18 protein-coding genes are annotated in these 26,148 nt (G+C 58.4%); 8 read left to right on the plus strand and 10 right to left on the minus strand.

Annotation, left to right across the window (positions count from 1 at the left end):
* The first annotated feature begins 234 nt into the window (after nt 1–234).
* From NMB39_RS14625 to NMB39_RS14645, 5 genes are all read left to right on the plus strand, one after another.
* The gene (locus tag NMB39_RS14625; protein WP_057022266.1) at nt 235–3,732 is read left to right on the plus strand and encodes a response regulator; all 3,498 of its coding nucleotides are present in this window, start codon (nt 235–237) and stop codon (nt 3,730–3,732) included.
* Between the two features lie 15 nt (nt 3,733–3,747).
* Nucleotides 3,748–4,563, plus strand: coding sequence for a CheR family methyltransferase (locus tag NMB39_RS14630; protein ID WP_057022677.1), 816 nt, complete (start codon nt 3,748–3,750; stop codon nt 4,561–4,563).
* Nucleotides 4,560–5,159 (plus strand): chemotaxis protein CheB, encoded by a 600-nt coding sequence (locus NMB39_RS14635; RefSeq protein WP_306957962.1) that lies wholly within the window; start codon nt 4,560–4,562, stop codon nt 5,157–5,159. The genes NMB39_RS14630 and NMB39_RS14635 overlap by 4 nt, the downstream gene beginning before the upstream one ends.
* A complete protein-coding gene (locus tag NMB39_RS14640; protein ID WP_057022268.1) occupies nt 5,153–6,346 on the plus strand; it encodes a hybrid sensor histidine kinase/response regulator in 1,194 nt (397 codons plus the stop codon). The genes NMB39_RS14635 and NMB39_RS14640 overlap by 7 nt, the downstream gene beginning before the upstream one ends.
* 78 nt (nt 6,347–6,424) lie before the next feature.
* Nucleotides 6,425–6,802, plus strand: coding sequence for a response regulator (locus NMB39_RS14645; protein ID WP_057022269.1), 378 nt, complete (start codon nt 6,425–6,427; stop codon nt 6,800–6,802).
* 95 nt (nt 6,803–6,897) lie between these two features.
* On the opposite strand, the gene NMB39_RS14650 is transcribed toward NMB39_RS14645, so the two are convergent.
* From NMB39_RS14650 to fabF, 8 genes are all read right to left on the minus strand, one after another.
* On the minus strand, nt 6,898–10,095 hold the full coding sequence (locus tag NMB39_RS14650; protein WP_494340562.1) for a hypothetical protein: 3,198 nt from the start codon (nt 10,093–10,095) through the stop codon (nt 6,898–6,900).
* Nucleotides 10,096–10,311: 216 nt separating this feature from the next.
* On the minus strand, nt 10,312–13,542 hold the full coding sequence (locus tag NMB39_RS14655) for a hypothetical protein (protein ID WP_494340561.1): 3,231 nt from the start codon (nt 13,540–13,542) through the stop codon (nt 10,312–10,314).
* A gap of 132 nt (nt 13,543–13,674) precedes the next feature.
* On the minus strand, nt 13,675–15,345 hold the full coding sequence (locus tag NMB39_RS14660) for an ATP-binding protein (RefSeq protein ID WP_494340560.1): 1,671 nt from the start codon (nt 15,343–15,345) through the stop codon (nt 13,675–13,677).
* Nucleotides 15,345–16,844, minus strand: coding sequence for an ATPase domain-containing protein (locus NMB39_RS14665; protein WP_043049926.1), 1,500 nt, complete (start codon nt 16,842–16,844; stop codon nt 15,345–15,347). The genes NMB39_RS14660 and NMB39_RS14665 overlap by 1 nt, the downstream gene beginning before the upstream one ends.
* Nucleotides 16,845–16,984: 140 nt before the next feature.
* Nucleotides 16,985–18,043 (minus strand): tetratricopeptide repeat protein, encoded by a 1,059-nt coding sequence (locus tag NMB39_RS14670; protein WP_057022273.1) that lies wholly within the window; start codon nt 18,041–18,043, stop codon nt 16,985–16,987.
* A gap of 70 nt (nt 18,044–18,113) precedes the next feature.
* Nucleotides 18,114–19,007: a bestrophin family protein gene (locus tag NMB39_RS14675; protein WP_057022274.1), complete on the minus strand. Its 894-nt coding sequence runs from the start codon at nt 19,005–19,007 to the stop codon at nt 18,114–18,116.
* Nucleotides 19,008–19,719: 712 nt separating this feature from the next.
* Entirely contained in the window at nt 19,720–20,100 is a 381-nt protein-coding gene (locus tag NMB39_RS14680) for a RidA family protein (protein WP_043050195.1), read from the minus strand.
* A gap of 71 nt (nt 20,101–20,171) precedes the next feature.
* Nucleotides 20,172–21,440: a beta-ketoacyl-ACP synthase II gene (fabF, locus tag NMB39_RS14685; protein WP_057022276.1), complete on the minus strand. Its 1,269-nt coding sequence runs from the start codon at nt 21,438–21,440 to the stop codon at nt 20,172–20,174.
* Nucleotides 21,441–21,547: 107 nt separating this feature from the next.
* Between fabF and NMB39_RS14690 the strand changes: the two genes are divergently transcribed.
* Complete coding sequence (locus NMB39_RS14690; protein WP_494340559.1) at nt 21,548–22,024, plus strand: winged helix-turn-helix transcriptional regulator; 477 nt, start codon at nt 21,548–21,550, stop codon at nt 22,022–22,024.
* A gap of 23 nt (nt 22,025–22,047) precedes the next feature.
* Here NMB39_RS14690 and NMB39_RS14695 read toward each other — a convergent pair whose 3' ends face one another.
* Complete coding sequence (locus tag NMB39_RS14695) at nt 22,048–22,917, minus strand: isocitrate lyase/PEP mutase family protein (RefSeq protein ID WP_057022278.1); 870 nt, start codon at nt 22,915–22,917, stop codon at nt 22,048–22,050.
* 329 nt (nt 22,918–23,246) lie between these two features.
* Here NMB39_RS14695 and NMB39_RS14700 point away from each other — a divergent pair, with 329 nt between their 5' ends.
* Nucleotides 23,247–24,230 (plus strand): ABC transporter substrate-binding protein, encoded by a 984-nt coding sequence (locus tag NMB39_RS14700; protein WP_198718995.1) that lies wholly within the window; start codon nt 23,247–23,249, stop codon nt 24,228–24,230.
* Complete coding sequence (locus NMB39_RS14705; protein ID WP_494340558.1) at nt 24,227–25,564, plus strand: LLM class flavin-dependent oxidoreductase; 1,338 nt, start codon at nt 24,227–24,229, stop codon at nt 25,562–25,564. The genes NMB39_RS14700 and NMB39_RS14705 overlap by 4 nt, the downstream gene beginning before the upstream one ends.
* Here the strand turns inward: NMB39_RS14705 and NMB39_RS14710 are convergent.
* Nucleotides 25,561–26,112 carry an ATP-dependent Clp protease proteolytic subunit gene (locus NMB39_RS14710; RefSeq protein ID WP_494340557.1) on the minus strand — a complete coding sequence of 184 codons (552 nt, stop codon included), beginning with the start codon at nt 26,110–26,112 and terminating at the stop codon, nt 25,561–25,563. The genes NMB39_RS14705 and NMB39_RS14710 overlap by 4 nt on opposite strands.
* Between the last annotated feature and the right edge of the window lie 36 nt (nt 26,113–26,148).

Raw genomic sequence — 26,148 nt, forward strand, 5'->3', positions numbered from 1 at the left:
AGAGCGTAGGGCTTAAAGGCAACTTGATTGTGAGTGACGGCAATGCCAGCAAGTTCCGAAGCAATTGATGGCATTGTGAACGCTGGGCGGGCGAATGTCCCGCCAGCTAGCTGTTATGGCGTCCTTTTTGCCCGTAGCAGATGTTTCTTGCCCTCGTCGCCCGCAGAAAAATAGCGTTCAGGCGCCACTTTGGGGCAAACTCCCGGTTTTTCCGTACTTGGCCAAGGCATGCCCATGACTCCCGCGTCGTCCGTCGATGAAAAGAGCTTCCGTACCCTGTTGAGCCGAAACGTGGCCCTACCCTTGGGTGTGGGCGTGCTCAGCGCGGTGTTTTTCGTCTGCCTGATTACCTATTTGCTCTCGGTGATCCAGTGGGTCGAACACACCGACCGGGTTATCAATAACCTCAATGAGTCGTCCAAGCTGACGGTGGACCTGGAAACCGGCATGCGGGGTTTCCTGATCACCGGCGACGAGCATTTCCTCGACCCCTATGAAGTGGCCAAGCCGCGGATCATTGCCGATCTGCGCAATCTGCAGGACCTGGTGGCGGACAATCCCCAGCAGGTCGACCGCCTCAAGCGTCTGGAAGCCTTGCAGGTCGAATGGAACAACTACGCCCAGTCGATGATTGATATGCAGCGCCAGAACGGCGACTACCGCAATGCGGTCAAGGCGGGCCGTGGCAAGCGCCTGACGGACGAAATTCGCAAGGAGTACGACGATGCGGTGGCGATGGAGCAGCAATTCCGTATCACCCGTAACGAAGAAGTCACTCGCACGACGGTGATCAGCGTCACCCTGTACCTGGTATTCGTACTGGGGTTGAGCGGCTTTCTTGCGTACATCGGCAGGAAAAATTTACTTTCTCTTTCAGAAAGTTACAGCGCAAATCTCGCGTCCCAACAGAAGATAGCGCGACGCCTCGAACGCCAAGCCTGGCTACGCAATGGGCAGACCGAGCTGGCCGAACAAGTCCTCGGCCAACTGACCCTGAATATGCTTGGGCGCAATATCCTGCAGTTTTTCGCCCAGTACATGGGCTCGGCCGTGGCGGCGCTGTATGTGCGCGAAGAACATGGTGGTCTCAAGCGCGTGGCTACTTATGGCTTCTCCCGCGAGCAGGAACGACAGGAGCAGTCGATCTACAGCGACGAAGGCATCGTTGGCCAAGCCGCCCAACAGGATCGCCTGATTCGCCTGGACGATGTGCCGGTGGATTACTTCAAGGTCAGCTCCGGCTTGGGCGAAGGCGCTACCCGCAGCGTGCTGGTGATGCCCACCAGCGACGACGACCGCGTCAATGGCGTGGTCGAGCTGGGCTTCCTGCGAGCGCTGGATGAGCGTGATGTCGAACTGTTGGAACTGATCGCCAGCAATATCGGCACCTCCATCGAAGCTGCCCGTTATCGCCAGCGTTTGCAGGAAGTGCTGGCCGAGACCCAGCAGCTCAATGAAGAGCTGCAAGTGCAGCAAGAAGAACTCAAGACCGCCAACGAAGAGTTGGAAGAACAGTCGCGTATCCTCAAGGAGTCCCAGGCCCACCTGGAAACCCAGCAGGCCGAGCTTGAACAGACCAACGAGCAACTGGCCGAACAGACCCAGACCCTGGCCGAGCAACGCGACGCCATGGACCGCAAGAACGTCGAACTGAACCAGGCCCAGCTCGAGCTGGAAGACCGCGCCGATGAGCTGCAGCGTTCCAGCAAATACAAGTCCGAATTCCTCGCCAACATGTCCCACGAGCTACGTACGCCGCTGAACAGCTCGCTGATCCTGGCCAAGCTGCTGGCGGAAAACCCCCAGGAAAACCTCAGCGCCGAACAGGTCAAGTTTGCCGAGTCGATCTACTCGGCCGGCAATGACTTGCTTAACCTGATCAACGACATCCTGGACATTTCCAAGGTCGAGGCCGGCAAACTGGAAGTGCGCCCGGAGAACTCCAGCGTGGTGCGGCTGGTGGACGGCCTGCGCGGCATGTTCGAACCGCTGGCGGCGGATCGCAAGCTGGGCTTCCAGGTGGATGTGCAGGAGGGCTCACCGACCCTGCTGTTTACCGATCGCCAGCGCCTGGAGCAGATCCTCAAGAACCTGTTGTCCAACGCGATCAAGTTCACCGAACAGGGCGAGGTCAGCCTGACGGTGTCCCGTGCGCCAGGGGAGGGCATTGCCTTTACCGTGCGCGACTCCGGCATCGGCATTGCCCCGGACCAGCAGGAAAGTATCTTCGAAGCCTTCCGCCAGGCTGATGGCACCACCAATCGCCGTTACGGCGGCACCGGCCTGGGCCTGTCGATCTCCCGCGACCTGGCCACCTTGCTGGGCGGCTACATCAGCGTGACCAGCGAGCCGGGCAAGGGCAGCATCTTTACCCTGGTATTGCCTGAGCAATACGTGGAGCGTGAAGAAGACGCGGCACCTGTGGAGCAACCGCGTCAAGCGGTGGTCGTGCCGCCCCCCATGCCAGTTCGCGTTTCGCCCCTGCCGGTGGCCGACACCCAGCAGATTCCACGGTTTGCCGATGACCGCGAAAAAGCCCCGTTCAGCACCCGGTGCATCCTGGTGGTGGAGGACGAGCCGAACTTTGCGCGTATCCTGTTCGACCTGGCCCATGAGCTGGGTTACCACTGCCTGGTTGCCCATGGTGCCGACGAAGGCTACAGCCTCGCTGAGGAATACATCCCCGACGCGATCCTGCTGGACATGCGCCTGCCGGACCATTCCGGGTTGACGGTGCTGCAGCGTCTCAAGGAACACGCCAACACCCGCCACATTCCCGTGCATGTGATTTCCGTGGAAGATCGCGTCGAAGCCGCCATGCACATGGGCGCTATCGGCTATGCGGTCAAGCCCACCACCCGCGAAGAGCTCAAGGACGTGTTCGCGCGCCTGGAAGCCAAGCTGACCCAGAAGGTCAAGCGCGTACTGCTGGTGGAAGACGATGACCTGCAACGCGATAGCATTGCCCGCCTGATCGGCGACGATGACATCGAGATCACTGCCGTCGGCTTCGCTCAGGAGGCTCTCGACCTGCTGCGAACTAACGTCTACGACTGCATGATCATCGACCTCAAGCTGCCGGACATGCTCGGCAACGAGCTGCTCAAGCGCATGGCCACCGAGGACATTTGCTCATTCCCGCCAGTGATCGTCTACACCGGGCGCAACCTGACCCGCGATGAAGAAGCCGAACTGCGCAAGTATTCGCGCTCGATCATCATCAAGGGCGCTCGCTCCCCTGAGCGCTTGCTGGACGAGGTCACACTCTTTCTGCACAAAGTCGAATCCCAGCTGTCCCATGACCGCCAGAAGATGCTCAAGACTGCCCGCAGTCGCGACAAGGTCTTCGAAGGGCGCAAGATCCTGCTGGTGGACGACGACGTACGCAATATCTTCGCCCTGACCAGCGCCCTGGAGCACAAGGGCGCGGTGGTCGTGATCGGGCGTAACGGTCGCGAGGCCATCGACAAACTCAATGAAGTCGAGGATATCGACTTGGTACTGATGGACGTGATGATGCCGGAAATGGACGGTTACGAGGCCACCGCCTTGATCCGCCAGGACCCGCGCTGGAAAAAACTGCCAATCATTGCAGTGACGGCCAAGGCCATGAAGGATGATCAGGAAAGGTGCCTGGCAGCGGGTTCCAATGACTACCTGGCCAAACCGATTGACCTGGACCGTCTGTTCTCACTGATTCGCGTATGGCTACCGAAAATGGAACGCATTTAAGTGGAACAGTGTTTTTTGGACAAAAACAGCGAGATTGAGCTGCGCCTGTTGATCGAGGCGATTTACCTCAAGTACAGCTATGACTTTCGCGACTACTCCGGCGCGTCAGTCAAGCGCCGGGTGGCCCATGCCTTGCGCCAGTTCGACTGCGCGACCATTTCTGCGTTGCAGGAGCGAGTACTGCACGACCCGGCGGCGTTCATGCAGTTGCTGCAATTTCTGACCATCCCGGTGAGCGAAATGTTTCGCGACCCGTCGCACTTCCTGGCAATCCGTCGGGAAGTGGTGCCGCTGCTCAAGACCTACCCGTCGATCAAGATCTGGATCGCCGGTTGCAGTACGGGGGAGGAGGTGTACTCCATGGCCATCCTGTTGCGAGAAGAAGGCTTGCTGGAACGCACTATCATCTATGCCACGGACATCAACCCGGCATCGCTGGACAAAGCCAAGCAGGGCATCTTCTCCCTGGAGAACGTACGCGCCTATACCGCCAATTATCAGCAAGCCGGCGGGCACCGTTCATTTGCCGACTACTACACAGCGGCTTACGATTACGCGATCTTCGACAAGACCCTGCGCGAGAACGTGACCTTTGCCGATCACAGCCTGGCCACCGACAGTGTTTTCTCCGAAACTCAATTAATTTCATGCCGCAACGTATTGATTTACTTCAATAAAAAGTTGCAGGATCGAGCATTTGGACTGTTTCATGAGTCGTTGTGTCATCGCGGCTTCCTGGTGCTGGGCAGTAAGGAAACCCTGGATTTTTCCGCCTACAGCAAGCAATTCGAACCCTTGGTCAAACAGGAACGGATCTACCGAAAATCATGAGTGACGCGCCAGACACCCGGATTCACGGGATTGAAGCCATCGTTGTCGGCGCTTCCGCCGGCGGCGTCGAGGCGCTGCTGACGATTTTTGGCCAACTTCCAGACACCTTCGCCTTGCCGATCATTGCCGTGCTGCACCTGCCGGATGAACGCCACAGCCAACTTGCGGAGGTCTTTGCGCGGCGCCTGAGGATTCCGGTCAAGGAAGCCCGGGACAAAGAGGCGGTGGAGGCGGGCACCTTGTACTTTGCCAGCCCCGGTTATCACCTGTCGGTGGAGCATGACCGCAGCCTGTCCCTGAGCCAGGAAGACCGCGTGCACCACTCAAGGCCCGCCATCGACTATCTGTTTGCCTCAGCTGCCGACGTGTATGGGCGCCGGCTGCTGGCAATCCTGTTGACCGGCGCCAACCACGACGGCGCGAGCGGCCTGGCCCACGTCAAGCAATCGGGCGGTACCACCGTCGTCCAGGACCCACAGGAGGCGCGCATTGCCGTGATGCCCCTGGCCGCCCTGGCCTTACACACGCCTGACCATATTCTTTCCTTGGGCCGTATCGGCTCATTGCTGGCTTCCCTGGAACCCTCCCCATGTTAAGTACTGTCCAGGCCAAACTGCTGATCGTCGACGATCTGCCGGAAAACCTGCTGGCTCTCGAAGCGCTGATCAAGCGCGAGGATCGCCAGGTGTTCAAGGCATTGAGTGCCGACGAGGCGTTGTCCCTGTTGCTGGAACACGAATTCGCCATGGCGATCCTCGACGTGCAGATGCCCGGCATGAACGGTTTCGAGCTGGCCGAACTGATGCGCGGCACCGAAAAGACCAAGAACATCCCGATCGTGTTCGTCAGCGCCGCCGGCCGCGAACTCAATTACGCCTTCAAGGGCTATGAAAGCGGCGCCGTGGATTTCCTGCACAAGCCGCTGGATATCCACGCGGTCAAGAGCAAGGTCAATGTGTTCGTCGACCTGTATCGCCAGAGCAAGGCCATGAAGCTGCAAGTGGAGGAGCTGGAGCGCAGCCGCCGCGAGCAGGAGCTGTTGCTGGCGCGCCTGCAGGCCACGCAGGCTGAGTTGGAGCAAGCTGTGCGCATGCGTGACGACTTCATGTCGATTGTCGCCCACGAAGTGCGCACGCCCCTTAACGGGCTGATCCTGGAGACCCAGCTGCGCAAGATGCACCTGGCCCGGGACAACGCCGCGGCGTTTACCCTGGACAAGATGCACGCCATGGTCGACCGCGATGAACGCCAGATCCAGAGCCTGATCCGCCTCATCGAGGATATGCTCGACGTGTCGCGCATTCGCACCGGCAAGCTGTCGATCCGCCCGGCACGCTGTGACTTGAGCCAACTTGTGCGCAACCTGGTGCAGAACTTCGCACCCCAGGTGGCGGCCGCCGAGTCCTCCATGCAGTTGCAAGCTGACGGCACGGTGGAAGGCCATTGGGATGAGTTCCGCATCGAGCAGGTGATCACCAACCTGTTGACCAACGCCCTGCGCTACGGGGCCAAGAGCCCGGTGGAAGTGCGGGTGTATAGTGAGCATGGCGAAGCGCGGGTAGAGGTGCGTGACCATGGCATCGGTATCAGCGAAGAGAACCAGAAGCGCATTTTCCAGCAGTTCGAGCGGGTCTCCGCCAACCACGTGGCAGCGGGCCTGGGCCTGGGTTTGTTTATTTCCGAGCAGATCGTCGCGGCCCATGGCGGCACCATCGAGGTCGAGAGCCAGATAGGCGAGGGCGCGTTGTTTCGCGTGTGCCTGCCCCTTGAGGCGAGCGAGTGAAATCAATCGTCACCTCGACGCAACCTCTGCGTGACCCCATGGTCGTAACAGCAGCAATTGACCGGACAAAGGCTTCCCATGAGTGAAGATGCGCAAGATGTCGTACTGATCGTCGAGGACGACGAATCCATTATGTTTGTGCTGGGTGAGTACCTGGCAGGCTTGGGCTACCGGGTCTTGAAGGCGGTCGATGGGGAGCAGGCCTTCGAAATCCTCGCGACCAAGCCGCACCTGGACCTGATGGTCACCGACTATCGCCTGCCGGGTGGCATTTCCGGGGTACAGATTGCCGAGCCGGCTATCAAGCTGCGCCCGGAATTGAAAGTGATCTTTATCAGCGGCTACCCGCAGGAAATCCGCGACTGCAACAGCCCGATCACGCGCAATGCACCGATCCTGGCCAAGCCGTTCGATCTGGATACGTTGCAGGAGCATATCCAGCGCTTGCTGGCGTGACTTGCTGAAAACCATAAACGCCCAGTGCACAGCCAGCCTGGCTGCCAAGGTTCTTCCGGTACACCGTGAAGAACCTTCTTCGGTGGTTTCTTCAATCAGGAAGATGACACAAAATCCTCTAGAGGTAGGCCGTAGGGCTGTTTGCTGACAGGGTCAAGCGCATACCATTTGCCATTCTTTTGCGTTGCCGCGACATCCTCGATGCCGCCATGCATATTACTGGCTTTGCCTATCGTGGCATGTTCGACGTCCCTGAAAGTCTTGACCACATCATACTTGTAAGCAGTCCTGGGCAGCTTCATGTCGCTCCCGCCACCAAAGACACCTGCCTGACTCAAGCCCTCTTGCACACCGGCCAACGCGAATCCCTTGAGGTCCACGGGGTTGAGCGCGCCGATGGCGAAACGCGCGAGTTTCTTCGCGCCTTGGCTGAGTCCTCTACTGGCAGCCACACCGGCCGTCACCGCCTTGGCGCCCTTGACCGCCGACCCGACGCCGGAGAGGATAAAACCCAGGGCATCAAACGCCAGGTCAATGGCGCCGTCGCGGGTGTTGCCCGCCGCGAAGTTGTTGATGGCATTGTAGAAAGGAATCAGACCCAGCAGGAAATTACCGGCTTTTTTCCAGAAGGCGACTTCAGTATTGAACGTGGTTTGGCCGCGAAGCTCGCCCTCGAACTGCCGGATGTCGATATCTTGTACCAACGTGTCAGCAATATATTGCGACCGCTCGCTGAAATAGCTCTTGGGTACGCCTACGGATGCATGGGGCGAAGTCGCTTCTAGCAGGTCTTTTCGGTATTGGCCGGAAGGCCTCACAGCCTCGTAGATAACACCTGAGGTTATGCCTGGCGCGAGGCTGGTAGGCAGCGAAATAGGACGCGTCCAATCAGAACGCTTGCGGATCATGTTATCTGATAAGTCAATTTCATAAGCATGGGTCTTGCCTTCAAACTCGCTCTGCACGGTCAGCAGCGTAGGGCTGCTTTTACTCGACGAGATGCCACTAGCGCCCCTATGGGCAGACCGCTCCACTGCGAGCGTGATCTTTCCATTCTCAATGATGTCCCGATCTTCCAAGGGCAGTTTTGAAATCAGGTATTTGGTCTGAGCCTTCGCTGCCGCCTCGAAGTCATTGAAATACTCTTTTATGTCCGCTTCAAAAGACTCACGGACATAGGCCAATGAAACAGGGTCAATATTGACGTTACTCAAGTCGATCTTGTTATCACGGGAGGTATAGCTGTCTTTACCCACACGCCTGCCGTCTTTCCATGGAGTGAGGAAAACATCGAGTATCGAGTAGGGGCCTGGGAACTCGAGAATTCCGGACTCGTTGGCATCCAACGTTTTTTGGGTAAGTTGTTCTCGCGACAAATGTGGGTTTTGCCGCTGCAGTACGGTCAGTGCCCGCTCATGAAGGTCAGGCATGGGCGTCGCAAAAACCTTGGAAGCCGCACTCAATTCGCTGATTTGTTTGCTGAAGGCGGTACGCAAGCCCTCCATCTGTGTAGCTGTGTACTCATCTTGCCGATTCGCTACCAATACGCCGTTGCTGATGCCCCAGTCCTTCAAGGCGTCGCTTTGGGCCTGTTGTTCAACCAGCTTATCCGCCAGGGTAATAGGCACCAGATCTCCACGCATCATGACTTCTGCATAAGTCATGTTGCTGGTCGATCCTGGAGCCTGGGCTTCGATGCGCGCCACCGCAGTGGTGAAACTGACCCATGCGTGAGAGCCAAAGGTCACGGACTCAGGTATATCCCTGACCAGCAATGCCGGTGCCTTGCGGGACAACAGTATAAACATTGCGAGGTCAACGGTTTCGGGGGTCGCTATCTTCTTGCCGATCAAGTAGTTCGCCAGGGCATTGCGCACATAGGATGCGCTTCTGCCCGCTAGCTCTATGTCCGCCAAGTCGAACCCCGCGATCTGGGTCCTGGTCGAGAAGGCTGGGTCGGTGAAGACACTTGGCCTATCCAGCGAGACGTATAGCGCTGCCAGTACCCAATCACTGATAGCGTCGGGGGAGGCGAGCTCGCCAATTTCGCGTTCCGCTGCGCGGCCCAGGTTTTGAGCATTGGCTGATTTGAGAATGTCATCGATGACGCGACGAGGATCGTCCTTGAAGGCCTTTGGGTCCCACTGGTAGCCACGGGTCAAATGTTCAAGCAAGGTGGAGTCTGGAGTCTTTTTCAGGACGTTGCTGATCACACCGTCGAGCTTGCGTTGATTCTGGTTGCTCAACTGCGTGGGCCACGAAAGTGCACCACCCAGGTTGCCATGAGCTGGTGCTACCAGGGGCGGGCTTAGCAGTGCTTTTTGAAAGGTCTTCAATTCTTCATAACTCGTTGGAAGCAACCAGCCCATATCGCCGATGAACTGACGTAGCGTGACAGGAACATCTGCTTTCAAGTGTTTGCTGCGAAAGTAGGAAGAGTTGGGGGCTATTTCAATCGTGGTATCGAGAAAGGCCTGTACCTTGGGGCGGGAGAATTGCTCAATGACCTGTTTATTGTTTCTGTGTGGGTTACGCAGTTCATCTTTAGCATCGTTGATAATGTCGGCGCGTAGGGTGGGCAGTGCGTTGGCGATGGCCGCACTTAAAGCCGTTCGATTGTTCAAGTCGCTTAGGCGTGATGCTGGGTCAATAAAAGCGGACGCCTCCCGAGGGGGCTCGAAGACAGCGCCTTGTAGTAACTGATCGGCAAATGCTGAGAGTGCGGCCATCTGCGGCGGCAGCACGTAACCGCCGATGAATGGCAGCGCATGGCCGTGAAAATGGGCAATGTCGTGCAGATCCGCCTTGTTTTCTGCGAAGACCGTGAAAGGGAGGGCTGAAGGCGACAGTGCATTAATAACGGCCTTAAGCAAATAAAAACCAGCGAAGTCAGTAAGGTCAACATACTGTATACGGCCATCGGCAAGCTGTACCGAGAGTTGATTCTTGTCAGGAAAGATTTGAACATCTTTTGACAGATCCACTCCCTTCTCTATGGACCACTTCGTCATCGCAGGACTAACGAGGATACTGCGAAGCTGGGTTCGCAACTGCCCAAAAGTAGACGTCGCAGGGATGTCTTCAAGTATTAATTCATGATAGCTCGTCGGATTCTTCAGGGTGTTGATGAACAGGTTGAATAACGTTTTGTCTCCCCTGGCTTGAGGGGATTCCTGGGTGGGTTCCGAAGTATCTGCAACCGGAGTTTCGTTGGCGGGCAGTGGCGCTGGTTTTTCCTCTTCGAGTGCTGGTGAATAACGGTCCTGTATAGGCAAGTGAGAAATAACGGTCATCGGAATATTCCTTGTCGACGCTGTTTGAGAGTTTTTTCATACGATGTGCGTCAAGGTATGTGGAAAAAAACTCACATCGATTCCATGCTTTATTCTTGAATCCGTGACTTTCTATTGCGAGGTGGTATCGGCTTATAGCAGGTGTTGCAGGGTTCTTCATGGTTGGCCATGAAGAACCTTTCTAGCCTGGCAAGATTCTTCGAGCCCCCAGGTACTTCAATTGGAAGGGCTGAAATCCTTCAGAGGGAGTCCATAGGGTTGTTTGCTGACGGGATCCAGGGCATACCACTTGCCATTCTTCTGGGTTGCTGCGACGTCCTCCGTCGCGCCTTGCATGGTGGCTGTGCCTATTGTGGCGTTATCAACGCCCCTGAACGTGTTGACCAAGTCATATTTGAAAATAGGCCTGGAAGCCCTGTCGCCTTGGCGGGCATGCCTATCCAGTGCTTCCAGGCCTGATTGCACGCCGGCCAGCCCCAGTCCCACTGGATCTGCGGGGTTGAGGGCCCCTATGGCGCTACGCGCCAGTTTTTTTGCGCCATACGCGAACGCTTGGCCGGCAGTCGCTCCGGCCTGCAGCCCGGAGCCGATAGCCTTTGCAGCGCCCCCCACGCCTGATAGAAGAAAGCCAAAGACATCAAATGACAAATCAACAAGACCCTCACGCCACTTGCCGTCAATAAAGTTATTGATGGCGTTATAGCCTGGAATGAGCCCTCGTGCGAAGTACTCGGCTTTTGCCCAAAAAGGAACTTCTGTATCGAACGTCGTTTTCCCTCGCAGCTTTTCTTCTGTATCACGAATATCCACGCTTTTTACCATGGCGTCGGCGATATACCGGGTTTTCTCGCTGAAATAGCTGTTGGGCGTATCATTGACAGTGTTAAGGGAGGAGCCCTGAAGTGCAGTTTCGTCATGATCGCCGTCAGGAACAAGGGGTTCGAGGAACGTCGAGCTGACACCTGCGTTAAAGTCGTCAGGAAGAGGGGCGATCTCCCTATCGTTCAAGTCGTCACGTTTGCTGATGGTGTTAGATGCTATGTTTATTTCATAGGTATGGGTGCTTTCATTACCCTCCCGGTCCTTGAACTCGCTGCGCACTACTAGGGTTCCAGGCGTTGATTTCTTATCGGATGCACCAGAATTATTTGTACTAACTGACATTTCTCTGGCAACCGAGACTTTGCCATGCTCAATGATCTCGCGGTCTTCGATCGGCAGTGTCGAAATCAAGTATTTGGTTTGCGCCTGCACAGCCGCTTCAAAGCGATTGAAATATAACTCAACACCATTTTCAAATCGGGACTTGATATCAGCTCTTGAGCCGGATTTAACTGTTATTGCATTGAGATCTATGCTTTTGCTTCGAGAGGTGTACTTGGAAAAATCGATGTCATTAAGGTAGTCGCGTGTATTGAGAAATATATCCAGCAGTGAGTAGGGGCCTAGGGACTCTAAAATGCCGGATTCTTTAGGGTCTAAGACCTTTTCTTTGATTTGCTCTTCTGATAAATGTGGGTTTTGACTTTTTATTTCAGCGACTGCCCATTTGTGAAGGTCAGGGCTTTCCATCGCAAACGTATTGGAAGCATTACTCAACTCAAACACTTGCTTGCTGAACTCAAAGCGTATTTCGTTCATTTTAGTGTCTGGGTATTTATCTTCCGCGTTGCCTCCGAGCAAGCCGTTGTTGCGGCCCCAATCTTTGAGTGCGTCAGTTTGGGCCAGTGATTCCACCAGTTTGTCTGCCCGTGTGACGGGAGCCAGCTCATGTCGCAGCATGATCTGCGCATAAGTCATTGAGCTGGTCGAACCCGGAGATTGCGCCTCAATACGAGCCACAGCCGTCGTAAAAGTCACCCATGCGTGGGAACCCTTGACCAAGCTCTCAGGTATATCCTTCACCAAGAGTTCCGGGGCTTTGCGTGACAACAGTACAAACACCGCAAGGTCGACCGTTCGCGGCGTCGCTTTGCCAGTCTGGATCAAGTAATCAGCCAACGCTGCGCGTATGTAGGAAGCGCTTCGCCCAGCAACGCTATTCAAATCGAATCCAGCGATATTGGTTCTGGTAGAGAGCGACGGGCTGGTGAATACGTTCTGCTTCTCCAGGGAGACATGGAGCGCTGCCAGAACCCAGTCGTTGATAGGTTCCGACGAAGCGATTTCACCGATTTCCTGCTCGGCAGCGCGACCTAGGGTTTGAGCGTTGCTTGACTTGAGGATGTCGTCAATGACGCGACGCGGGTCATTCTTGACAGCGTTCTCATCCAATTCGATATCACGGGTCAGATACTCGAGTAAATCGCCCTCTGGCTCTGTTTTCAAGACATCATCAACGACGCGACTGAGTTGGCGTTGGTCCTGATTGCTCAATAGCGTAGGCCACGACAGGGCCCCACCCATATTACCGTGTGCCGGCTTTTCCAGCGGCGGACTTGCCAGAGACTTTGCAATGGCCTCTAACTCTGAAGGCTCCGTTGGAACCAACAAGCCATGGGCCTCTATATACTCGCGAAGGGTCACCGCCACGCCAGGCTTCAGCCCGTGGTTCAGGGCGTAGGAGGAGGCAGGGTCTATATCGATGGGCGTATCCAGAGCAGTCTGCATCCGCTGGCGCTTGGACTGCTTGGACACCTCCAAATATTCGTCTTCGGTAAGGTTCGACTGTTCACTTGCGCTAGCGAGATCTTCCATTATGCCTTTGGATGCCTCAGCTGCCAGCTTGGGTACTACCGCGATCACGGTCGTTTGGTTGTTCTGGTCACCGAGTTGTGCGGTATAACGGTCCAGATCCATCTTGGAAGGGAGATTGGAACTGTCTGCGCCAAGGGTACCTTTGCGGTCCCACCCGGCGATGTAATCGGTGATGGACGCCTCTTGCTCTGAGGGTGAGAGGGAGGGATCAAAAGGCAGGGAGTGGCCATAAAATTGGCCGATGTCCGAGATCCTTGCCGTGGTGGCTGTGTCTGACCGTACGGAGGTGCCAGAACCTGCAAGGGCCGTAACGACGCTCTTAAGCAAAGGCCAACCAACAAATTCACGCAGGTCAACGGTTCCAAAACCGAACGAGCCCGGGACGTATAGGGTGCCATTTATATCGATGATGTTACGAGCTGACAGACTGACGCCTTTCTCGGCTGCCCAACTTTTCATTTGCGGGCTATCGAGGATTTCATGAAGAAGTGTCCTCCACTGTCCGAAAGCAGATGCCGGCGGGATATCCTTGACGGTCCTCTGTCCAGGTTTCTCATCAGACCCCGGCGGTTGATTCAACGCTTGCGCATACAACCTGGCCAGGCTTCGTTCACCCTTGTCCTGGGGTGTTTCAACGTCGTGCCTGGAAACCTCTGTATCGATAAGCGTCAGTGGCGTGGGGGAGGAACCTGCATTAATCCGCGCAGGCGTAGACAGTTCAGGCAGACGTGAATTAGGAATATAAGTCATCAGAAATGGTCCAGATCGATGTAGTTTGGGTTCTTTACAAAAGTTGTTCGCAACCCTATGTGGAAAGAAACCTACATCGATTCCATCTGCTGCTTGTTAAACCATTACAGCCTATTACGAGTTCTGACTGCTCTACGCCTGGATCATCTCCCGCACCTTGGCCGTCAATAAATCAAAGGTGAACGGCTTGGTGATCAACTGCATCCCGGGGTCCAGGAAGCCCCCGCGCACCGCCGCATGTTCGGCATAACCGGTGATGAACAACACCTTGAGAGCCGGGCGAATCTGCCGACCAATTTCTGCCAATTGCCGCCCGTTCATGCCGGGCAAGCCGACATCGCTGATCATCAGATCAATGCGTTGCCCGGACTCAATGATCGGCACCGCCGTATCCGCGTCGCACGCCTCGACAAATCCATAGCCCAACTCTTTGAGTACGGCGCTGACCAATACCCGGACAGCGGGATCGTCTTCGACGATCAGTACGGTTTCCCCCGCACTGGCAAACGGCAACAATGTCGGGTTGATCGGCTCCTGTGTCTGCATCTCGCCAATGAAACGCGGCAGAAACAAACTTACCGTGGTGCCTTTGCCGAGTTCGCTGTGAATCGTCACATGGCCGTGGGATTGGCGGGCGAAGCCGTAGATCATCGACAGTCCCAGCCCCGTGCCCTGGCCGATGGGCTTGGTGGTAAAAAACGGGTCGAACACACGGTTCATCAGATGTTCGGGAATCCCGCAGCCTGTATCGCTGACGCTCAGCTCAACGTAATCGCCGGGCTGCAAGGTGCCGTAGGCCGCAGTGAATACGCTGTCCAGATGCCGGTTACAGGTTTCGACGATCAACTTGCCGCCGTTGGGCATCGCATCTCGGGCATTGATGACCAAGTTGAGCAGTGCACTTTCCAGTTGATTGGGGTCGGCTTCGGCAGTCCACAGCGTGCTCGCCAGGCGCATGTCCAGTGCGATGCTTTCGTTGATGCTGCGTTGCAGCAACTCGCCCATGGAGGACACCAATTGGTTGATTTCCACGGGTTTGGAATCCAATGACTGGCGCCTGGAGAAAGCCAGCAGGCGGTGGGTGAGGGCGGCAGCGCGGTTTGCCGAGGTGACGCCCAGGTCGATCAGGCTGTCCAGATCATCCAGCTTGCCGCGGGACACGCGCCTGCGGAGCAACTCCAGGCTGCCGATGATCCCTGTAAGCATATTGTTGAAGTCATGGGCGATGCCGCCGGTCAACTGGCCGACGGCTTCCATTTTCTGTGACTGGCGCAAGGCTTCTTCGTTTTGCCGCAATTGCGCCGTACGTTCTTCGACTTGCTGTTCAAGGGTTTCCAGGATGCGTTGCAGGCGCAGTTCGCTTTCGCTCAGGTCGATCAATCGGTCGCGCGCTTCGTATTGGCGCCGCCGACCGCGCAGGGCGGTGCTGACCAGGCTGATCAGCGTGACCGGGTGGAAGGGGCGCTCCAGGAACGTTACGTTACCCAGCAAGCCACTCAAGTGCGATGTGCCGTTCTGCTCCTTGCCGCCGTGATGGGTCATCAGCACGATAGGCAGGTCGGACCACGCCGGCTGCTGGTGCAAATGATTGAGCAGCGGCTCAAGATCCACGCCGCGCAACGCCTCGGCCGCAATGATCAGCATGCCGGCGCCTTGCTCCATGGCTTCGCACAGCGCGCTTAGGTTGCTGACCACCATGCCGCTGTAGCCTGCCTCATTGAGCATCATCAGCGCCAGCGAACCGTCGCGGCCCATGGGTGCCAGGACGATGGCACGTTCTGAGACCGGAGAAAGAGCCGGCACTAGCCCTCATCCTTCAGCAGTGGGGAACCGGCGCCCATATAAATCGGAATGCCGCGCAGTACACCCTGGAAATTATCCAGCGGTTCGCCAACCGTCATGCCGCGGCTGCCGATACGGTATTCGCGAATGGTCGACTCGTGTGAGCCGGTCCTTTTCTTGATGATTGAAATGGCCCGGCGGACTTTGCCCAGGGCTTCAAAATAGCGCAGCAGAATCACGGTATCGGCCAGGTAGGTAATGTCGACGGGGGTTTGCATATCGCCAACCAATCCATGTTGGGCCACGGTCATGAAGGTCGCGGCACCGCGGCGATTGAGGTACAGCAGCAGCTCGTGCATGTGCAGGATCAGCGCGTTCTCTTCCGGCATGGCAGCCTGGTAGCCGTTGATACTGTCGATGACCACGGTCTTGATGCCGCCTTCATCCACGCAGCGACGTACGCGGTGCGAGAATTCGCCGGGGGACAACTCAGCGGCGTCGACCTGTTCGATCAGCAGGTTGCCGGTGCCTTGCAACGCAGCGAGGTCGATGCCCATGTTTTTCATGCGCTCGAACAGCAGGCCCAGTTCTTCATCGAAGATAAACAATGCGGCTTTCTCGCCACGAGCCACCGCGGCGGCGGCGAAGATCATCGAGATCAGCGACTTGCCGGTGCCGGCCGGGCCAAGGATCAGGCTGCTGGAGCCAGTCTCGATACCGCCGCCGAGCAGCGAATCCAGTTCCGGGATGCCACAGGTCAATGTCTGGCGGTTGTAGCCGCCACGATGCTCAGCTGCCACCAGGCGCGGGAACACGTGGATGCCGTCGCCCATGATGGTGAAATCGTGAAAACCGCCACGGTATTTCTGGCCGCGGTATTTCACCACCCTCACACGGCGGCGCTCGGCACCGTAGTTGGGGGTCAGTTCCTCAAGTCGGATCACCCCGTGGGCAACGCTGTGCACGGTTTTATCCAGGGATTCGGTGGTCAGGTCATCCAACAGTAATACAGTCGCGTCATAGCGCACGAAGTAATGCTTGATGGCCAGGATCTGCCGGCGGTAGCGCAGGGAGCTTTGCGCCAGCAGGCGGATTTCCGAGAGACTGTCGACCACCACGCGGGTCGGCTTGACCCGTTCTACCACTTCAAAAATCTGGCGGGTGGCCTCACCCAGTTCAAGGTCGGAGGAATACAGCAGACTTTGCTGGTGCTCGGCGTTGAGCAGGCTCTCCGGTGGGGTCAATTCGAAAATAAAGATATTGTCATCCAGGTCCCAGCCATGGGACTTGGCACCCTGGCGCAATTCGCGCTCAGTCTCCGACAGGGTGATATACAAGCAGCGTTCACCGTTTTGCGCGCCGGCCTGCAGGAAGTGCAACGCCACGGTGGTTTTACCGGTGCCGGGTTCGCCTTCCAGGAGGAACAGATGGCTGCGCGATAGCCCCCCGGCAAGAATGTCATCAAGACCTTCGATGCCGGTGGCCGCCTTTTCACTGAACAGCTCTTTGGATGTAGACAAGAAGTGCCCTCGGGTCACGTACAAGTAGAGGGGCGCGCCGAGAGGGACGCGCCATATTTACTTGACCGTAGTGGCCAGTGGCGGTTCAACGTTTCGTAAAAAATGCAGAAGGCCCCGGTACGGCACGAGCAAGCTGGCGCCTACAGACCTTGTTGCAGCGCCGGGTCGTCCGGGTTCTGCTGCTCCAGTTGCGCGAGCAGTACCTGGACGTTCTGCAGTTGCCCGGTTTCTTTCCAGTAGTTGACCAGCAGCACGCGGGCCTTGCGGTTGGCCGGATGACGCTGGACGATTTCTTCCAGTTGACGCTGGGCTGCCTCGACTTCGTCTTGGGCATGCAGGGTGGTGGCCAGGTCGTAGCGGTAATCCTGGTTGTCCGGCTCAAGCTCCACCGCCTTGGACAGGCCGAGCAGCGCATACGGGCGCTCGCCATGGTGCAGCAGCCACATGCCCAGGGCATGCTGCAGGTAGGCCGACTCCGGGTGCGCCGCCAATTGCCGCGCCAACAGCTGGCGCGACTCGTCGCTCTTGCCTTGCTTGTCCAGCAGTTCGATCTGCGACACGACCGCCTGCAAGTTATCCGGCTGCAAACGCATCGCCTGCTCCAGGGCGTTTTGTGCCTGCGGCAACAGGGCGCTGTGGATGTACAGGCGTGCCAGTTGAATCCAGCCTTCGGCGGTCTCGGGCTGGGCCTTGAGGGTTTTCACGAACTCGTCGAGCACCTGCTGCAGGGGGCCGAAATACAAGCCCAGGGTATCCGGCGACAGGCCGAGCAAGGCATTGGCGGCGGCAAAGCGCACTGGCTGTTCGGGATCATCCAGGACCGGGCCGAGCAGCAAGGTGCGCTGGCCGCTGGGTACCAGGCCGACGATGCTGTGAATCGCGGCTTCGCGCACCACTGGCGATTCATTGGCCAAGTCTTTATCCGCCAGCTTAAGTGCTTGAGGGCTGGGGTAATTGGGCAACTCGGCATGCAAGGCGGCGCGGCGTTCAGGCGACAGGTCCGGGCGCCCCAGCTGTTGATACAGCACCCGCGCCGCGCCCGGCTCACCGTTGTGTGCCTGCTTCAATGCCTTGGAGTAACCATGGGCAATGGCGGGTGTCACGGCGACAGGTGCGGTGCGGGAAAAAAACCAGCTGACCAGTACGATCAGCAACAGGGCACACAGGCCGATGATGGAATAACGGCGTGACTTTGACATGCGGGTGTCCGAAAGCTCGAGCAGCAAAGCCCCAAGCTTCGGTCAGTGCAAGGCAGGTGTCAAACCGGCGTCAGGTCAGCACGTAATCCAGCGGCTCAAGGGCAGGAGGTAGTTCGTCTACGCCAAGGGCCGCGAGGATCTCGCGCTCCAGGGTACGCAGGATGGCATCGCACGGCAGGTCGTTTTCGTCGAAGCCGAACGGGTCCTCCAATTCGTCGCCGATCGCATCCAGGCCAAAGAAGGTGTAGCTGACGATAGCGGTGAACACCGGCGTCAACCATCCCAGCGGCTCGGCCATGGCGAATGGCAGCAGGATGCAGAACAGGTAGATGGTACGGTGCAGCAGCAGGGTGTAGGGGAAGGGCAGCGGTGTGGTCTTGACGCGCTCGCACGACGCCTGCACCTGGCTCAGGCTGACCAGCCGGGCCTCCAGTTGGGTGTAGCGCCACTCACTGATCACACCCTGGCAGGCCAGTGCGGAAAACCGCGCACCGAGTGTTTGCAGCACGCTGTCAGGCAGGTTGGGGTGGCTTGCTTGCACCGCTATCCAGGGTGTTATCGCGCGGGTTTCATCTTCACGGCGCAGATGAGCGATCAAGCCGTGGGCAAAACCGCACAGGCCGCGCAACAAGCCGTTACGCTCGACGGTGTCGCCCAGCACCTGGGTTTCGCGGATCAGCGAACGCACCTCAATGATCATTTGCCCAAGCTGTTTGCGGCCCTCCCACCAGCGGTCGTAGCAGGCATTGTTGCGAAAACTCATGAAGATCGACAACGACAAACCCAGCAAGGTGAACGGCGTGGCGTTGACCTTGGAAAAGTACGCCGGGTGCAGGGTTTCCACCAGCACGATCACTGAGGCGAGCAGCGTGACCATCAGGCTGCGCCAGGCAATGCGCTTGGCAATCGAGCCCTTGAGAGAAAACAGGATACCCAGGAGGTTGGGCTTTGGACGAACGATCATGGCAGGCTTCTGTGGTGGTGCAGGCCGTCAGGTTAGAAGCTGGCAGGCAGAGCGTCCAATCACTTGGGTCGACCGCCTGATCATTGGTATCGATCAGGGGGAGGGCAGGCGTGGCGTGCCCCTGAATTTGCGACGAGGGAACTTGATTTCGTGGCGGTCTGATTGACTGCACTCGGTAAAAATGTGGGAGGGGGCTTGCCCCAATGGCTATAGGTATCTACACAATTTCTGGTATGGCGCTGTACCTGTGGGAGGGGGCTTGCTCCCGATGGCGGCCTCAGGGCCGACCAGGATGTTGGATCAGACCGAGTACATATCCATTCCTGCGGTAACGGCGGCTATTGGTTCCGCCCTGACGGCGGGTCACTTTTGAAAAGAGCCCAAAAGTAACCAAAAGGCTCTTGCCCCACCACTCGGCACCTCGCCCAGGCTCGGTGTACCCGTAATCCGACATGGATTTGGGGGGCCGCCGCCACGCGCCATCCATGGCGCGGGGCGGCTAAACCGGCATCCCTGCCGGTTTACCCCCCAAATCCCTGTCGAATTCCGGCCAGCGTGGTTTAACGGGGCGCCTAAGATCAAAAGCAGATCAAGATCAAGAGCGGCTCGCTGCGCATCGTGGTTACTGACGGTCGCTACGTCAGATTTGTGTAGATACCCATGCCCCTCCCATATTTGGTTCGCGGCGCACCATGCGAATACTCGGTGGCCGTCAGGCCTTGGCCGCCATCGCCGTCACTTCGACACGCATGCCTTCCACAGCCAGCGCAGCAACGCCCACCGCAGCGCGTACCGGCCATGGTTTGGCGAAAAAGCGCTTGTAGACTTCGTTGAACGCCGCACGGTCGGCCATGTCGGTGAGGTAGATGGTCAGGTGCATGACCCGGTCCATGGAGCTGCCGGCTTTTTCCAGCGCGACTTTCAAGGCTTGCAGGGTGCATTCGCTTTGCAGGGTGATATCGCCCAGTTCCAGGCTGCCGTCGGCGCGGGTTGGCACTTGGGTGGAAACCAGGATGCCGTTGAAGCCGATAACATCGGAAGAAATGGAATCGGCATCCGGGTCGGGGGTGTAGGACAGGTCGTGGTTGGCCATGGGCACCTCTTGTTGGCAGGGACAGAAACGCGCCATGGTCCGCGAAATTCACCTCAAGGGCAAACCCCAGGTCACGTCCAACGCCTGAACAGCACGCTGGCGTTTACGCCGCCAAAGCCGAAGCCATTGGACAGCGCATATTCAATCGGCATGGGCCGCGCCGCAACGCGCACCATGTCCAGGCCGTCGGCGAGAGCGTCCGGGTTGTCCAGGTTGAGCGTCATTGGCGCGATCTGGTCACGCAGGGCCAGCACGGTGAACACGGCTTCGATACCTCCAGCCGCGCCGAGCAAGTGGCCGGTGGCGGATTTGGTCGAGCTGATGGCCGGCCCGCTGCCGGTACCGAAGACTGTCTTGATCGCTGCCAGTTCGCCTTTGTCACCTACCGGCGTGGAGGTCGCGTGGGCGTTCAAGTACTGCACCTGCGACGCGTCGATGCCTGCCTGGCGCAGCGCCTGGGTCATCGCCCGACGCGCGCCATCTCCATCCTCCGGCCCGGCCGTCATGTGGTAGGCGTCTGCACTGGTGCCATACCCCACCAGCTCGGCAATCGGCTGCGCACCGCGGGCCAGGGCATGTTCCAGTTCCTCGATGACCAGAATGCCTGCGCCTTCGCCCATCACGAAACCATCGCGTGCCTGGTCGAACGGCCGTGAAGCACGCTCCGGCGCGTCATTGAACGCGCTGGACAACGCTCGTGCCGCGGCAAAGCCGGCAAGGCTGACCCGATGAATTGCCGCTTCGGCACCGCCGCAGACTGCGACATCGATTTCCCCGGCGCGGATCATGCGCGCTGCGTCACCGATGGCCTGGACGCCGGCCGCACACGCGGTCACCGGCGCGCCCAGGGGACCTTTCAGGCCGTAGTTGATCGACACGTGCCCGGCGGCCATGTTGCTCAAAAACGACGGGATGGTGAATGGCGACAAACGACGCGGGCCTTTGCTATCGGTGGTGCGCACCGCGTCGGCTATCGCCGGGAAACCACCGACACCGGAAGCGATGATGGTTGCGGTGCGCTCCTGCTCCTCGGGCGTTTTCGGTGCCCAATCGGCTTGCATCAAGGCTTCATCCGCCGCCGCCAGGGCGAACAGGATAAAACGATCCATCTTGCGCTGTTCCTTGGCGGCCAACAGTCGATCTGGGTCAAATCCGGCTTCGGGGTCTTGCTCCATGTTTTGCACCTGGCCGCCGATACTGATCGCCAAATCACCGATCAATGCTTGCGGCAAACGACGGATACCCGACTGTCCGTCCAGCAAGCGTTGCCAAGTGGATTCCACGCTCGACCCCAGTGGCGTCAGCGCGCCCATGCCCGTCACGACGATACGTTTACTCATGATCAATCGACTCCTGTTGCTTGAGGGATACCTAGCGTATGGACGTCACTATCATCATGAAAGTAACATTGCGCCACACAAGTATGAACTCGCACCCAGGACTTCTTATGCAGCGCAAATCCCTCATCAGTGACGAATGCCCAATCGCCCGCAGCCTTGAGCGGGTAGGGGAGTGGTGGAGCATCTTGATCATGCGTGACGCGTTGCACGGTTTGCGGCGTTTCGATGAGTTCTCGCGCAGCCTGGGTATCGCGCCCAACATGCTGACCCGGCGCCTGCATGGCTTGGTCGAGGCGGGGATGCTGGAGCGCCGCGCCTACAACGAGCGGCCGCCACGCTACGAATATGTGCCGACGGCCAAGGGTGAGGACTTCCGTATGGTGCTGATGTCATTGGTGGCGTGGGGCAACCGGCATTACGCCGAAGAGGGCGCCAGTGTGGAGGTGGTGGAACGCGATACGGGCCGTCCGGTGCAGCCGATGATGGCAACGGCTGAAGGTGCGGTAGTGCCACTGGACCAGTGCCTTGTACAGGCCGGTCCGGCCGCCAGCGCAGGCATGCGCAAGCGGCTGGCCCCTGAGTGATTCAGGCAGTACCGCGACAGTAATTACTCTTTAACGTCCATGAACTCTTCGGCCCACGCCACATAGCTTTCGGGCAAGGTGTAGGTGTGGGTCAGTTCCGTTGCACTGAGGTTCGAAGTGCTGTGGGTCAGCTGGCGCTGCGCACGCAGGCTGTCGTAGGTGGCCTTGATAGCGGCGAAGTAGGCGCCATGCCCGGCCACCACGATACGTACGCCCAGGCTGGCCAGGCGCTCGCTGTCGTGCAGTTGTGGGTTGCCATAGGTCACCAGCATCAGCGGCACGGTGAGGTTTTCTGCGATCTGCTCCAGGTGCTCGAAGTCTTTGACCCCGACCATGCAAATGCCATCGGCACCGGCCTTTTCATAGGCCTTGGTGCGTGCAATCACGTCTGGGGTGGGCAGCACACCCGCGTTGGTGCGGGCAATAATCGACAGCTCAGGGTCGACCCGCGCTTCAAGGGCGGCCTTGACCTTGCCGATGCCTTCCTCGACCGAAATCAGATCCGTGGATTTACGCCCGAATTGTGCAGGCAGCAGGGTGTCTTCAATGGTCAGCGCCGCGACGCCGGCACGCTCCAGCTCTTCGACGGTGCGCATCACATTCAGGGCGTTGCCATAGCCGTGGTCGGCGTCGGCAATGAACGGCAACTGGGCAACACGGCCAATGCGGGTGGCCTGCTCAACGAACTCACTCAGGGTAATCAACGCAAAATCGGGGGCCGCCAGTACCTGCAGGGAAGCGACTGAGCCGCCCAGGATCCCGACTTCAAAACCCAGGTCGGCCGCGATGCGAGCAGACATGGGGTCGAATACGGAAGCGGTTTCAACGCAGATGGGCGTTGCAAGCAGGTCACGGAAGTTGCGGCGTAGCGCTGAGTGAGAAATCTTGGGCATGTTCTTTCCTGGCTTTGGTCATCGTCAAGTGACGATCAATGTCTATTCGTGGTGGCGTGAGATTACCACGCAGACGCCCGCAGGATTATGACGTTTGAGCATGGCCCGCGTAGCGAGCCCATGACGGGTCGGTTAAAGGGTTGAGGATGGAGAAGCCGGCCAGAAGATCAATTAGATGCAATAGCTGCATTATTAAAGAATTACGTTATGCATTATGGGTATTTTACACCTGATCACTGCAACCTCATCGTATCGACCCTGACAACCATTGCCGAGACCGCGCGCGCGGATCGACTTGAAATGCCCTGACCGGGCATCTGGAGACGAACGTGCGTTACCTGACAACACTGGCGGCGGGGTTCACCGCCGCCTTACTGTGCCTGACGGCACAGGCACACACCCTGGTCGTCGGCGACCAGAGTTACAACGCTCAGGCCGTGATGGAAGCGGCGGGGGTGCTGGATGATCTGCCCTACACACTGGATTGGAAGCAATTCACCGCCGGCTCCCCGGTGGCCGAGGCGCTCAACGTCGGCAGCCTGGATATAGGCCTGCTGGGGGATGCGCCGGTATTGTTCCTGGGCGCATTGGGCGCGCCGATCAAGGTGATCGCGGTCAGCCGACAGAACCTCGAGGGCGTGGCGATCCTGGTGAAAAAAGAATCGTCGATCCACAGCCTGGCCGATCTTGCCGGTAAACGCGCGGCGATCTGGAAAGGCTCCTGGAGCCAGCAATTGCTGCTGACCGCGCTGGACAACGCGGGGGTGGCACCAGACACCCTGCAATGGCGCTACCTCAGTGCACTGGATGCGTCCCATGCGCTGGAAGGCGGTTCGGTTGACGTCATCGCCACCTGGGAACCCTACGTCACGCAACAGGAGCGCCAGGGTGCGCGGGTACTGGCGACCGCCGAGGGGTTGATTCCCGCCCAGAGCTTCATTGCCGCCAATGCCGGTGCCGTCGAGGCCAAGCGTGGGCCCATCAGCGATTTTCTCCAGCGCCTGAAAAAAGCCCGTGACTGGGCCCGGCAGAACCCGGCCAACGCCAATGCGTATGCCGACGCCTGGGCCAAGCGCACCCGCGCCGACGCTGACATCGCCCGCGCCTGGTTTGCCCGTGCGCGCACCACCGTCGAGCCATTGACGGCCCAGACGCCTGTGGAAGCGCAAAAGACCGTGGAGTTTTTTGCCAGCCAGGGCCTGGTCAAGTCCTACCCGGCCGCCACCCTGTTCGACCCTTCATTCACGGCGTCCTTGCAGCCTGCCGTGGCCGAAGCCCAGCCCGGGACTCTTCAAGGAACCCCTGCACAATGACTCAAAGACAGCTCAAACTCGGCGCCCTGACCATGGGTTGCGGCGGGCCGGGCCGGCATAACCTGTGGCTTGACCCGCAATTGCCGGCCGATGCCAGCGTCAACGTCGACTGGTACATCGACATTGCGCGCCAGGCCGAGGCGGCGCTGTTCGACCTGATGTTTATCGTCGACAGCCAGTTCATCACCGAAGGTTCGCCGTCCCATTACCTCAATCGCCTGGAACCGCTGACGCTATTATCGGCATTGGCGGTGAGCACCCGGCATATCGGCCTGGTCGGTACGCTGACCACCTCCTACAACTCGCCCTATAACGTCGCCCGGCGCCTGGCATCCCTGGACCTGATCAGCAAAGGCCGCGCCGGCTGGAACGTGGTGACCAGCGGCGATGCCGGCACTGCGGGCAATTACAGCCGCGACGAACATTATGACTATGCCACGCGCTATGGCCGCGCCGCTGAACATGTACAAGTGGTGCAGGGCTTGTGGAGCTCCTATGAGGAGGATGCCTTTGTGCGCAACCGGGCTACCGGCCAGTTTCTTGATCCGAGCAAGCTGCACAGCCTGAATCATCAGGGCGAACATTTCTCCGTGGTCGGGCCGCTGAATATCCAGCGCTCACCCCAGGGCCAGCCGGTGATCTTCCAGGCCGGCGACTCAGAGCCTGGCCGTGACCTGGGCGCCGCCACGGCGGATGTCATTTTCACCCATGCGGCCAGCATCGAGCAGGGCCAGGCGTTTTACCGGGATATCAAGGGCAGGGCGCTGCAACGGGGGCGCGATCCGGAGCAGATATTGATCATGCCCGGGGCAGAAATCTACGTGGGCGATACCGATGCGCACGCCAGGGAAATCGAGCAGCACTACCATCAGCTCGACCATAGTTTTGAACTGGCACTCAAGGAATTCGGACGTAACTTCGGCTGGCATGATTTCAGCCAGTACGACCTGGATGCGCCATTCCCCCAAGAGAGCCTGGAGGCGGCACGCAGCAGCTTTTTCACTGCGGCCAAGCGCATCGCTGATCACGCCGGGGAAAACGGCTTTACCCTGCGCCAAGCCGTCGAGTTTGGCCGGCAACTGCGCCCCGGCGCCTTCGTTGGCAGCGCCGTCACGGTCGCAGAGAAAATGGCTGGCTGGCTGCAAGCGCGGGCCGTGGATGGGTTCAATATCTATATCGGGCACCCTGGGCAGTTTGATCGATTCACCCGGGAAGTCATTCCGTTGCTGCAGGAGCGCGGTGTCTACCGCACGGCGTATGAAGGCTCGACGTTGCGTGAGAGCCTGGGGTTGTCGATTCCAACCTGTACGCCGGGCCGGGTCCAGGCGCGCTAGGAGTGAATGAAGCTGGTGACCAATTCTGCCTTGATGAGCGTCGGCTCAATGCCATGGATCAAACCGCAGGCCATGGCCTGGTGCGGATCGAAGATGCGCGGCGCAGCGATCAGGTACTTTTCGGTTTCCAGTTGTTCGATGGCATCGTGGGTACGTTCGGCCACGATGCGTGCGTACAGATGCAGGTCGTAGTCCAGACTCATGGTGTACTCCGACATGCGCGAATGGTCTACGGCGCCTTGCAGGTGCCAATGAAACGGATGAAACAGGAATTTGCTATGGGCGCAGGCAGTCCTGCGCTCACCGGCCAGGAAAATAATGTTGCCCATCGACTCCACCGTGCCCAGATTGTGGGTATGCACGGGAATCGGCAGGGCCAGCAGAAAGTTGTACATCGTAAAACCGTAGCTGCACTCACCGCCCATGGTCGCAATATTCAGCACCAGGCAGCTGGCACCCTGCTGTACGGCAACCGTGGCCTTTTCGATGAGTTGGCTACAGGTCGATGCATTGATCGGGCCGGTGAAGTTGATAGCGTGTAGAGGCATGTCGTCCCTCGCAAATGAAACCTGCATTAACCGCAT

Source organism: Pseudomonas sp. FBCC-B545, from assembly GCF_059134095.1.

Excerpts from the sequence above, each read along its gene's own strand:
- fabF (WP_057022276.1), bottom strand. The coding sequence starts at position 21,440 with ATGAGTAAACGTATCGTCGTGACGGGCATGGGCGCGCTGACGCCACTG.
- NMB39_RS14645 (WP_057022269.1), top strand. The coding sequence starts at position 6,425 with ATGAGTGAAGATGCGCAAGATGTCGTACTGATCGTCGAGGACGACGAA.
- NMB39_RS14650 (WP_494340562.1), bottom strand. The coding sequence starts at position 10,095 with ATGACCGTTATTTCTCACTTGCCTATACAGGACCGTTATTCACCAGCA.
- NMB39_RS14675 (WP_057022274.1), bottom strand. The coding sequence starts at position 19,007 with ATGATCGTTCGTCCAAAGCCCAACCTCCTGGGTATCCTGTTTTCTCTC.
- NMB39_RS14670 (WP_057022273.1), bottom strand. The coding sequence starts at position 18,043 with ATGTCAAAGTCACGCCGTTATTCCATCATCGGCCTGTGTGCCCTGTTG.
- NMB39_RS14635 (WP_306957962.1), top strand. The coding sequence starts at position 4,560 with ATGAGTGACGCGCCAGACACCCGGATTCACGGGATTGAAGCCATCGTT.
- NMB39_RS14640 (WP_057022268.1), top strand. The coding sequence starts at position 5,153 with ATGTTAAGTACTGTCCAGGCCAAACTGCTGATCGTCGACGATCTGCCG.
- NMB39_RS14625 (WP_057022266.1), top strand. The coding sequence starts at position 235 with ATGACTCCCGCGTCGTCCGTCGATGAAAAGAGCTTCCGTACCCTGTTG.
- NMB39_RS14680 (WP_043050195.1), bottom strand. The coding sequence starts at position 20,100 with ATGGCCAACCACGACCTGTCCTACACCCCCGACCCGGATGCCGATTCC.
- NMB39_RS14705 (WP_494340558.1), top strand. The coding sequence starts at position 24,227 with ATGACTCAAAGACAGCTCAAACTCGGCGCCCTGACCATGGGTTGCGGC.
- NMB39_RS14710 (WP_494340557.1), bottom strand. The coding sequence starts at position 26,112 with ATGCCTCTACACGCTATCAACTTCACCGGCCCGATCAATGCATCGACC.
- NMB39_RS14655 (WP_494340561.1), bottom strand. The coding sequence starts at position 13,542 with ATGACTTATATTCCTAATTCACGTCTGCCTGAACTGTCTACGCCTGCG.
- NMB39_RS14695 (WP_057022278.1), bottom strand. The coding sequence starts at position 22,917 with ATGCCCAAGATTTCTCACTCAGCGCTACGCCGCAACTTCCGTGACCTG.
- NMB39_RS14690 (WP_494340559.1), top strand. The coding sequence starts at position 21,548 with ATGCAGCGCAAATCCCTCATCAGTGACGAATGCCCAATCGCCCGCAGC.